The sequence below is a fragment of the Flavobacterium sp. genome, assembly GCF_044371705.1.
In the GTDB taxonomy this organism is placed as follows: domain Bacteria; phylum Bacteroidota; class Bacteroidia; order Flavobacteriales; family Flavobacteriaceae; genus Flavobacterium.
On sequence record NZ_JBILTE010000091.1, the window covers coordinates 1 to 10,959 of the forward strand.

12 protein-coding genes and 1 pseudogene are annotated in these 10,959 nt (G+C 38.4%); 1 reads left to right on the top strand and 12 read right to left on the bottom strand.

Features of this window, described 5'->3' with window-relative positions:
• The 11 genes from paaZ to ACIQ2S_RS07825 all read right to left on the bottom strand — a co-directional run.
• The coding region (gene paaZ, locus ACIQ2S_RS07775) for a phenylacetic acid degradation bifunctional protein PaaZ (RefSeq protein ID WP_396174684.1) at positions 1 to 1,968 on the bottom strand (1,968 nt) is incomplete at its 3' end.
• A gap of 98 nt (positions 1,969 to 2,066) precedes the next feature.
• A complete protein-coding gene (pcaF, locus tag ACIQ2S_RS07780; RefSeq protein WP_396174686.1) occupies positions 2,067 to 3,335 on the bottom strand; it encodes a 3-oxoadipyl-CoA thiolase in 1,269 nt (422 codons plus the stop codon).
• 35 nt (positions 3,336 to 3,370) lie between these two features.
• A complete protein-coding gene (locus ACIQ2S_RS07785; protein WP_396174688.1) occupies positions 3,371 to 3,781 on the bottom strand; it encodes a PaaI family thioesterase in 411 nt (136 codons plus the stop codon).
• Positions 3,782 to 3,837: 56 nt separating this feature from the next.
• On the bottom strand, positions 3,838 to 4,998 hold the full coding sequence (locus ACIQ2S_RS07790) for a 3-hydroxyacyl-CoA dehydrogenase NAD-binding domain-containing protein (RefSeq protein WP_396174690.1): 1,161 nt from the start codon (positions 4,996 to 4,998) through the stop codon (positions 3,838 to 3,840).
• Positions 4,988 to 5,770: an enoyl-CoA hydratase-related protein gene (locus ACIQ2S_RS07795; RefSeq protein WP_396174692.1), complete on the bottom strand. Its 783-nt coding sequence runs from the start codon at positions 5,768 to 5,770 to the stop codon at positions 4,988 to 4,990. Before ACIQ2S_RS07795 ends, ACIQ2S_RS07790 begins: the two co-directional genes overlap by 11 nt.
• Before the next feature lie 45 nt (positions 5,771 to 5,815).
• Complete coding sequence (paaD, locus tag ACIQ2S_RS07800) at positions 5,816 to 6,316, bottom strand: 1,2-phenylacetyl-CoA epoxidase subunit PaaD (RefSeq protein WP_396174694.1); 501 nt, start codon at positions 6,314 to 6,316, stop codon at positions 5,816 to 5,818.
• A gap of 50 nt (positions 6,317 to 6,366) precedes the next feature.
• Positions 6,367 to 7,119, bottom strand: coding sequence for a 1,2-phenylacetyl-CoA epoxidase subunit PaaC (gene paaC, locus ACIQ2S_RS07805; RefSeq protein WP_396174696.1), 753 nt, complete (start codon positions 7,117 to 7,119; stop codon positions 6,367 to 6,369).
• 1 nt (position 7,120) lies between these two features.
• The gene (gene paaB / locus ACIQ2S_RS07810; protein WP_396174698.1) at positions 7,121 to 7,402 is read right to left on the bottom strand and encodes a 1,2-phenylacetyl-CoA epoxidase subunit PaaB; all 282 of its coding nucleotides are present in this window, start codon (positions 7,400 to 7,402) and stop codon (positions 7,121 to 7,123) included.
• 68 nt (positions 7,403 to 7,470) lie between these two features.
• A complete protein-coding gene (paaA, locus tag ACIQ2S_RS07815) occupies positions 7,471 to 8,427 on the bottom strand; it encodes a 1,2-phenylacetyl-CoA epoxidase subunit PaaA (RefSeq protein WP_396174700.1) in 957 nt (318 codons plus the stop codon).
• Between the two features lie 87 nt (positions 8,428 to 8,514).
• Positions 8,515 to 9,588: a 1,2-phenylacetyl-CoA epoxidase subunit PaaE gene (paaE, locus tag ACIQ2S_RS07820; RefSeq protein ID WP_396174702.1), complete on the bottom strand. Its 1,074-nt coding sequence runs from the start codon at positions 9,586 to 9,588 to the stop codon at positions 8,515 to 8,517.
• A 111-nt stretch (positions 9,589 to 9,699) separates the two neighbouring features.
• Positions 9,700 to 10,275 carry a TetR/AcrR family transcriptional regulator gene (locus tag ACIQ2S_RS07825; RefSeq protein WP_396174705.1) on the bottom strand — a complete coding sequence of 192 codons (576 nt, stop codon included), beginning with the start codon at positions 10,273 to 10,275 and terminating at the stop codon, positions 9,700 to 9,702.
• Between the two features lie 97 nt (positions 10,276 to 10,372).
• Here ACIQ2S_RS07825 and ACIQ2S_RS07830 point away from each other — a divergent pair, with 97 nt between their 5' ends.
• Positions 10,373 to 10,681, top strand: coding sequence for a rhodanese-like domain-containing protein (locus tag ACIQ2S_RS07830; RefSeq protein ID WP_396174707.1), 309 nt, complete (start codon positions 10,373 to 10,375; stop codon positions 10,679 to 10,681).
• A 51-nt stretch (positions 10,682 to 10,732) separates the two neighbouring features.
• Here ACIQ2S_RS07830 and ACIQ2S_RS07835 read toward each other — a convergent pair.
• Positions 10,733 to 10,959, bottom strand: a pseudogene (locus ACIQ2S_RS07835) (hypothetical protein); the annotation flags it as partial.

Sequence of the window (10,959 nt, forward strand, 5' to 3'; positions counted from 1 at the left end):
CTCTACAAACCATTTTACAATTCCGCTTGGATGTTCAGCAGAAGCGACATCGCGTTCAATTTTCTGTTTGCAAGTTAAGCGAACATAAATGGTGTCATTGTGATAAATAGGTCGTAAAAATCGGCACTCTTCCAGTCCGTAATTCGCGGCAACCGGTCCTTTATTTGGATACACAAATAAACCGGCGGCAGCGGCTAAAATAAAATAACCATGAGCAGTTCGTTTTTCAAAAATACTTCCGTCTAAGGAAGTGATATCGGTGTGAGCATAAAAATGATCCCACGTTAGATTGGCAAAATTGATAATATCGGTATCGGTAACCGTTCGCTTGTGCGTTTTGAGCGACATTCCGGGTTGGATATCCTCCCAATGGTATTGAAACGGGTGTCGTGTAATTTCTTTGTAAGCCGAATTCGGTTGATAAATTCCGGTAATTTCGGTCAATGTCGTTGGCGAACCTTGAATAGCACAGCGTTGCATGTAATGTTTGATGCCGCGAATACCGCCCATTTCTTCGCCTCCTCCGGCTCGACCGGGACCTCCGTGAACTAGCAAGGGCAATGGCGAACCATGACCGGTGCTTTGTCTGGCATTTTCACGGTTTAAAACTAAAATTCTTCCATGATGAGAAGCGGCATTAACTACATATTCTTTGGCGATTTCGTCTGAATTGGTTACGATGGATGAAACCAAGGAACCTTTACCCATTTGGGCTAATTCGATTGCTTCGTCTAAATTTTTATACGGCATTATCGTTGAAACGGGACCGAATGCTTCTGTTTCGTGAACCGACAAATTTTGAAAGGGTTTGTCTTCTCTCAATACAATCGGACTCACAAAAGCACCTTTTTCATTGGCACCGATAATGTTTAATGTATCAAAATCACCATACACTATCGAAGCAGTTTTGGATAATTCGTTTACTCGATTTTTCAGCACATCCGCTTGGGCTTTACTGACTAACGCTCCCATTCGAACTTCTTTCAATCTTGGGTCGCCAATGGTAACTTTGTCTAAAGATTTTCCAAGAGCAATTTGAACGTCATCCATTAATTTTTCGGGGACAATCATTCGACGAATAGCAGTACATTTTTGTCCGCATTTCACAGTAATTTCACTTTTGGCTTGATTGATGAATAAATCAAACTCCGGTGTTCCGGGAACAGCATCTTCGCCTAAAATAGAAGCATTTAATGAATCTGCTTCCATTGTAAACGGAACAGATTCTTGAATAATTCTCGGATGAGCTTTTAATAATCTTCCTGTTGCGGCTGAACCGGTGAAAGTGATTACATCCTGGCTTTCAACAGTATCAAATATATTTTTGGTTGTTCCGCTGATGAGTTGTAAGGCTCCTTCGGGCAGTATGTTTGATGCGATAATTTCTTGTACAACTGCTTCAGTCAAATAGGCGGTTACCGGAGCTGGCAAAACTACTGCCGGCATTCCGGCCATCCAGTTAACAGCACATTTTTCTAACATTCCCCAAATTGGAAAATTGAAAGCATTGATATGAATAGCCACCCCTTTTTTTGGAACTAAAATGTGATGAGCCATGAATCGACCGCCTTTTGACAAATCGATAGGGTCGCCTTCAACATGAAAGGGCTGATTGGGAAACAACTTTCGCAACGATGCGTTGGCAAACAAATTTCCGAAACCACCTTCGATATCAATCCAGGAATCTACACGTGTTGCTCCGGTGCGGTAACTTATTTCATAGAATTGTTCTTTGCGTTTGGTTAAATACATTGCCAAACTTTTGATCATATTTCCACGCTCTTGGAAAGTCATTTTACGTAGTTTTTCGCCACCTTTGGTTCTTCCGTAATGCAAAATAGCAGGAATATCTAGTCCTTCTACAGTTGTGGAAGCTATGAATTCTCCTGTAACAGCATCGAATGAAGGAATTCCTTCGCCGGTTCCGGTGATCCATTTTCCGAGGACGTAATGTTGTGTTTTATTCATATTCTTTTTTTTTTCGCAATTCGCAAATTTTATTTTTTCCCGATAGCTGAAGCCAACGGTAATTTAGCTACGCGTTTTATAAAGGCTGAAGCCAACGGCTAGTTCGCTTCGCGTTCAATAATTGCTGCATAGCCTTGTCCGACACCAATGCACATCGTGATTAAGGCATAACGTTTGCCAGTTAGTTGCAATTCTAAAGCGGCGGAATAGGCAATTCTGGCACCTGTTACACCAAGAGGATGTCCGATGGCGATAGAACCTCCGTTAGGATTTAATCGTGGGTCGTTATCTGCAATTCCCCATGCTCTGGTACATGCTAATGCTTGAGCAGCGAATGCTTCATTTAATTCTATAATATCAATTTGATCCAAAGTCAAACCTGCCTTTGCTAAAGCTTTATTGGTGGCTTCTACCGGACCAATTCCCATGATTCTTGGTTCTACTCCAACTACAGCTGAACTTACAATTCGAGCTAGTGGTTTGAGGTTGTATTTTTTTATTGCTTCTTCGGATGCGATGATGGTTGCGGCAGCTCCATCGTTTAATCCTGATGCATTTCCGGCGGTTACAGATCCGTCCTTTCTGAAGGCCGGGCGAAGTTTTGACAATCCTTCCAATGTGGTTGCCGGCTTGATAAATTCATCTTTGTGGAAAAAATACGAATCGCCTTTTCTTTGCTTAATTTCAACGGAAACAATTTCTCGAACCAAACGCCCGGACTCTTGAGCGGCCGTAGCCTTTTGCTGACTGTTATAAGCAAATTTATCTTGATCTTCTCGTGAAATTTTATATAAATCCACTAAATTTTCGGCGGTTTCTCCCATCGCGTCCGTTCCGTACATTTCATGCATTTTCGGATTAACAAAACGCCATCCAAAACTTGAATCATACATTTTACTATCCGTTCCAAATGCTGCAGATGGTTTGGAAACAACTAAAGGTCCGCGAGTCATATTTTCAATTCCTCCTGCAATAAACACATGCCCGTCACCTGCTATAATAGCTCGACTGGCGTTGATAATTGCTGACAAACCTGAACTACACAATCGATTCACAGTTTCTCCGGGAACAGTATGTGGCAATCCTGCTAAAAGTGAAGACATTCTCGCTACATTACGGTTATCTTCTCCTGCTTGATTGGCACATCCCATAATCACATCATCATAGGCTTCCTTTGGAATGTTCGGGTTTTTTTCTACAACTGTTTTAATTACCAAAGCTCCTAAATCATCAGGTCTGATGGTTGATAAGGTTCCTTGATAGCTTCCGATTGGAGTGCGGACTCCGTCTATGATGTATGCCTGCCCCCTAACCCCCGAAGGGGGAACTGAAGTTTGTTGCGGTAATTTTTTTTCTGAATTCTCCATAAGGTTTTAACTTTTTTGTTTTCCCCCTTAGGGGGTTAGGGGGCTTTCCACTCTTTCTCACTTCGGAACACAGTTCCTTTGAAAAGTGCGACTATTTTTTCTTCTTTTTTTATCTCAATCGTGTAAAAACCAAACTTGTTTTTTAAGGCATTTTCAGTGGTGATTGCGATAATTTTATCACCTTCTCTCAACGTTTCTATGTGATTGATGGATGTATCAATGCTCACCGATTGGCGGCCATGTGAATTGGCCGCAAAAGCCAAAGCACTATCGGCCAATGAATACGTGATTCCACCGTGAGCTATACCAAAACCATTGGTCATTTCTTTGCGAATGGTCATAGAAAGCGTGCAGGAACCCGGTGAAACGGATTCTATGCTGATACCGAGCCATTGGCTGAAGGCATCATTTTGGAACATTTTATTTATAATTTCGTTTGGTTTCATTTTCCTCTCCCCGACCCTCTCCAAAGCAGAGGGAGACAAGGTGTGAATAAATTGGGTTAATAAAATCTTTTATTTTCTCTGTTCATTTTTCTTAAAATTGGGCTACAACGGTAGCGATCTTCGTGGTATTCTTGATAGAGTTCGTCCATTTTTTCGACACACCACGAAATTCCTTTTTCGTCTGCCCATACGAGTAAGCCTTTTGGGTAATTGACACCTTTGGTCATGGCATTGTCGATGTCTTCGGCGGAAGCAATGTTTAAATATTTAGCTTCGGCTGCTTCGTTGATAAGCATGACTAATATTCTGTCAACGATATATTGTCCCAATTGTTTATCTTCGGTTGGTTTTGGTAATTCTGCATTATAATTATAGAAACCCCTTCCTGTTTTTCTGCCAAAAAAACCGGCTTCTGAAAGTCGCTTTTGGGTGAAAGACGGTTTGTATCTTGGGTCAAAATAGAATGCCGTAAATACTGTTTCAGTTACGGTGTAATTGACATCGTTACCTATAAAATCCATCAATTCAAAAGGTCCCATTCGAAAGCCACCGATGGTTTTCATTGCCCAATCGATGGTTGCGAAATCAGCTTTACCTTCTTCATAAATCCGCAGAGCTTCGCTGTAAAATGGTCTTGCCACACGATTAACTATAAATCCGGGCGTATCTTTTGCAATGGCAACTACTTTTTTCCATTCGGTGATGGTTTGAACGGTTTGTTCTATCACTTCTTGACTAGTTTGAATGGCAGGAATGACTTCAACTAACTGCATCAATGGAGCAGGATTAAAGAAATGAATACCAATTACACGGTCCGGTTTTTGACACGAAGCGGCTATTGATGCGATTGATAGAGAAGAGGTGTTGGAAGCTAAAATCGTTTCGGGTGAAACATAATTTTCTAATTCTGAAAAGAGTTTTCTTTTAATATCTAAATTTTCAACAATTGCTTCAATCACTAAATCGGAATGTGATAATTCAGAAAATGTGGTTGTGTAAGATATAGCATTGCTAATTCTGTTTTTTTCAACCTCATCAATTTTTGCTTTTTCGACCAATTTAGATAAGGTAACTTCTAATGATGCTTTGCTTTTTTCAAGTGCACTAGAGTTTCTGTCATAAATTTTCACTTCGCAACCTGCGGTAGCTGCTACTTGAGCAATGCCGCTACCCATTGTGCCACATCCAATAATCGCTACTTTCAAATTAGTTTCCATTGAATTCGGGTTTTCTTTTTTCAACGAAAGCAGTGACGCCTTCTTTATAATCGTTAGATGAGCTGGCTTCAATTTGTAAATCTGATTCTAAAGCCAATTGTTGTTCTAAATTATTTGTCATCGATTGATTCAATAATCGTTTGGTCAAACCGATGGCTTTCGTTGGCATTTCGGCTAACGTTTCGGCTAATTTTGTAACTTCTTCCATAAAATTTTCAGGAGCAATTACTTTGTAAACCATTCCTAATTTTTCCGCTTCAACAGCAGAAACTTTGTCACCTAACATCATTAAAGCGGAAGCTTTTTGAAATCCGATTAATCGAGGCAAGAAAAAGGTTCCGGCACTATCCGGAATTAGTCCAATTTTACTAAAAGCTTGAATAAATGAAGCATTTTCAGCAGCTAAAACAATATCGCAAGCTAAGGCAATGTTTGCACCGGCACCGGCAGCAACACCATTGACAGCAGCAATAATTGGCTTTTCAATCGTTCTTATTTTTTGAATTATTGGGTTGTAATGTTCTTCCAGAATTTTTCTGAAACCGGGGTTTAAATCGGGATCTGTGACTTCTTTTAAATCTTGTCCGGCACAAAAAGCTTTTCCATTTCCGGTAATGACGATGGCTCGAACGGAGTTATCTGTTGAACAGTCCGTTAATATTTTTTGTAATAACAAAGCCATTTCACGGTTGAAACTATTGAATACGTCGGGACGATTCAAGTGAATGAAGGCTACTTTGTTGATTATTTTTAATTCGATGGAATTGGTCATACCTTATTTTAATTTAAACCTACAAGGTTTTGGAAACTTTGTAGGTTATTTTAAACATTTAAAATAGTCAAAAGGCTCTAAACAATCTTCGCATTGGAATAATGCTTTGCAGGCTGTTGAACCAAACTGACTGACTAATTTAGTATTCAATGAACCACATTGCGGACATTTTACTAATTTTTTGTTACCCAAAAGAGCTTCCTTATCTGCTGATTCACTCAAAGGAGAAGCAATACCATATTTTTCTAATTCGGCTCTTCCTTTGGGTGTAATCCAATCGGTTGTCCAAGCGGGTGAAAGAACTAATTCTACTTTAGCTTCTAATCCTTTTTCACGAAAGGCCTTTTTGATATCATCACCTATTACGTCCATTGCTGGACAACCACTGTAAGTGGGTGTAATTTGAACATAAACGATTCCGTTTTCTAATTTAGCTAAACGCACCACACCCATTTCCATGATTGATAACACCGGAATTTCCGGATCTGAAACTCTTTCGAGAATTTCGAACAATTTTTGGTCGATATGTTGCAGTTGTTCTGTCAAATTTTGTTTTTATTAGATTCTGAAACAAGTTCAGAATGACAAATCATGTATTACCAAGTCATGTTTGGATACGTGCGTTGCATGTATTGTAATTCGGTTAAAATATAACCCATATGTTCACTGTGAATTCCTTGCTTTCCTCCCTTTTGGAAGTATTCGATTGATGGCGTTTGTAGGGTTGATTCTACTAAAACTTCACCTACTTTTTGATAATAGGCATTCTTTAACAGGGTTACATCCATTCCAACTCCTTCAGAAACCATTGCTTGATCAGCGGCTGTTTGATGAAATAATTCGTCGGTAAAAATCCACAAGTCGTTGATAGCGGTTTGGATTCTGTTGTGACTTTCATCGGTGCCATCACCTAATCTTCTTATCCAATCGGATGAAAATCGGGTGTGATAAGAAACTTCTTTAATGCTCTTTTTTGCAATAGCAGCCAATGTTTCATCCGTACTGTTTTGCAATTCGTTTAACAAAGACAAGTGAAAAACATCAAACAAAAACTGTCGGGCAATGGAATACCCAAAATCAGTATTAGGCTGCTCCACCAAAAGAACGTTTTTGTATTCACGTTCTAATCTTAGAAAAGCAACGGTATCTTCGGTTGCATCACCACCTTGTATTTTGGCAACATATTGATAATAACTTCTGGTTTGACCTAATAAATCCAACGAGATATTAGTTAGAGCAATATCCGTTTCTAAACTGGGTCCGTGACCGCAAAGTTCACCCAACCGTTGCCCTAATATCAAAGAATTATCGGCAATTCCGAATATATATTGAATTAAATTTTCTTTCATTTTACATGTGTTTTAACTCATCCGGAAGTTCATAAAACGTGGGATGACGATAGGCTTTGTCTTTTGCAGGTTCAAACAATTCACCGTTTTGATTCGGATTGGAAGCAGTAATTTGACTGGACGGTACCACCCAAATGCTCACACCTTCCATTCTTCGCGTATAAACATCGCGTGCATTTTCTAATGCCATTGTTGCATCACTTGCATGAAGACTACCGCAATGACGGTGTTCTAATCCATTTTTACTTCGTATAAATACTTCCCAAAGTGGCCAGTTTTTCATTTTCTTAAAGTTTGAAGTCGCAGTCGCAGTTTGCAGTCTGAATACTGAAAACTGCTACTGTAGACTATTTATATTGCTTCTTTTATTACTTTGTTTTCTTGTTTTTCGGCATAAGCCATAGCGGCATCACGAACCCATGTTCCTTTTTCCCAAGCTGTTTTTCGTGCTTCAACTCGATGTTTATTGCAAGGTCCTTGACCTTTGACCACCTGCCAAAACTCATTCCAATCGATTTCACCCCAATCGTACTGTTTTGTTTCGGGATTCCATTTTAGTTTTGGGTCCGGAATGGTTAAGCCTAAAATATCAGCTTGAGGAACGGTTTGATCAATAAACTGCTGACGCAATTCGTCATTGGTTTTGCGTTTTAGTTTCCACTTTACCGATTGCTCCGTGTTAGGTGAATCGGCATCTTTGGGTCCAAACATCATTAAAGAAGGCCACCACCATCGATTCAAAGCGTCTTGTGCCATTTCTTTTTGTTCCGGAGTTCCGTTGCAAAGCGTTAAAAGAATTTCATACCCTTGACGTTGATGAAAACTCTCTTCTTTGCAAATACGAACCATTGCTCGTGAATACGGACCGTATGAAGCACCCATCAATGCCACTTGATTGATAATTGCGGCACCATCAACTAGCCATCCTACTGTTCCCATATCAGCCCACGTAACCGCAGGATAGTTAAAAATACTGGAATATTTTGCAACACCCGTGTGCAATTGTTCATACATTTCTTCACGTGAAATGCCTAACGTTTCTGCGGCACTGTACAAATACAAACCATGACCGCCTTCGTCTTGAATTTTGGCTAATAATGCCACTTTTCTTCGAAGTGAGGGAGCTCGGGTAATCCAGTTAGCTTCCGGTAACATTCCCACTATTTCGGAATGGGCGTGTTGTGAAATCTGACGGATGTGTGTCAATCGATATTTCTCCGGCATCCAATCTTTGGCTTCAATTTTTTCGTCTCTTGCAATACGAGCTTCGAAAATTTCTTCTAAACTTTTTACTTCTCTCTCAGACATATCTTTAAAATAGTGTTCAGTGTTCAGTCTTAGTATTGAGTTTCTACTTAGCAGTAACGTTGAACTGTTAAACAATTTTTTTAATTTTTAAATCCCGAAATCAACCACCACTTTTTTGGAGGTTGGTACGGCTTGACAACTTAAAATATAATTTTTGGCCAATTCCTCTTCTTCTAATGAATAATTGAGTTTCATTTCAGCGGTTCCTTCAACTACTTGACAACGGCAGGTACTACAAACGCCTCCTTTACAAGCAAAAGGTAAATCGGCTCCTGCAGCCAAAGCTCCGTCTAAAATATTATCAAAATCATCACCCATCACAAAATGGAACTCTTTACCACCATCGATAATAGTTACTTCGGTTCCTTCTACTTTTTTCTCTATAATTTTAGAAATGCGTTGCTTGTCTGCTTCTGAAATTCCCGAAGTAAACAATTCGAAGTGAATTTTGTCTTTGGCTAAACCTGCTGCAGTCAGTTCATCGCGAAGCAGATAAATCATTTCTTCAGGTCCGCAAATAAAACAAGCATCCACTTGTGGCACATCGATAATTTTATCGGTTAAAATTTGAATTTTTTCTTTGGTAAAACGTCCGTTAAACAATTCAGACGCACGATGTTCTTTGGTTAAAAAATGAAAAATTTCAAATCGATTGAAATACACATTTTTTAACTGCTCAATTTCTTCTTTGAAAACAATTGACTTCACCGTTCGATTCAAATAAAACAATTTAAAAGTCGATTCAGGCTCTAACGCCAAATGTGTTTTGATAATTGAAAGTATGGGCGTAATGCCGCTTCCTGCAGCAAATGCAATATAGTTTTTGGCAACCGAAGGATCAACCTCTGTGAAAAAAGTCCCATTGGGAGCCATTACATCCAGAACATCTCCTTTTTTCAATTTTTCATGGACAAATGTAGAAAACAGTCCTTCATTTATTTTTTTTACAGCTACGTTCCATTTATTTTCAATCGGACTGGAACACAACGAATACGAGCGACGAACTTCATTACCGTCAATCATTGTTCGTAAAGTCAAATGCTGTCCTTGTTTGAACTGAAATTCTGATTTTAAATCGTCAGGAATTTCAAAGGAAATTACTGTACAATCCTTTGTTTCTTTATAAATATCTGCAACTTTAATGCTGTGAAATTTGGCCATATTTAAAAATAATAAAAACTAACAATTGTTAGTTTACAATGCAAATTTAATCATTTTTTTCAAATGTTACGAAAACGTTTGAAAAAATTAACAGCTGTTGACCGAGTGCTACTATACTTTTTTAACTCCGGTTAAAAAAACGGTAGCAATAGTGTTTTGTAGTGTTTTAGCATCTAAAGATTTGGTTTTATCGTACCACAAATAAATGGTTCGAAGGGTTGATAAAATAGAGAAAACGACTACTTCTTGATTAATGCTTTTAATTTCTCCATCCAAAACACCTTTGCTAATAATTTTACGGAAGTTTTCTTCATACTCTTCCCTCATTTTAATGAAATACCGCAGTTCATCATCGGTTAAATGCATCCAATCATTGTTCAAACAAGCCAAAGCATCGGCATTTCTGAGGGTAATAGCAATATGCAATTGAATAACCCGTTCGATTTTATTAACCACTGTAGTTTTTGAAGCAACTATATCATTCATCACATTGGTGAATTCTTCGGCTATTTCAATAATAATTAAAACAAGTATTTCTTGCTTTGATTTGATATGGTTATACAAACTCGCCGCTTTGATATTCATTGCTTGAGCAATGTCACGCATGGTAACCGCACTGTACCCTTTTTCTTTAAAAAGTTGTGCTGCAATAGTAATAATCTCTAATTTTCTATCGGTAATCTTCATAAAAATCAAATATAAAAGAATATTTTCAGTTGCGTAACTTTTGTTACTTATTAATCTTTTGACTCCTAGTATCTTTGTACCATAAAATTGAAAAAATATGGGATTATTAGATTTATTAGGTTTTGGTTCTAAAACCGAAAGTGTTAAAGACTTTACAGACAGAGGAGCAGTGATTATTGACGTGAGAACTCCTGGAGAATTTCAACTAGGTCATATTAAAAGCTCGAAAAATATTCCTTTGAATATCATTTCAACGAAGATTAATGAAATTAAAAAATGGAATAAACCGGTAATCGTTTGTTGTCAAAGTGGGATGCGAAGCGGTCAGGCTTCCGGTATTTTAAAAAGCAACAACATTGAAGTGATGAATGGTGGCGGTTGGCAAAGTTTGGAAAACAAACTATAATTCATAAGTAACGTAAGTTTCCCCGAACGGTTTCAATTGAAGCCGTTTTTTTTATGTTTTAAGCTTTCCTTTTAAAGCCGTTTGAGTCTGAATGACTTCACCATTGTACTGCAATGTCCAACCCATGGTGTTGGTCAAAATCAATATTTTAGAAAGTTCGCTGATTAATCGATTCTCTGCATTGGTTTTCAACTTTGACTGCTCCATTTTTTTGGCAATTTCTGCTTTTACCTTTTTATTAATTTTGTTGTAATCAGCTGTTCCAAACGGATTAAAAT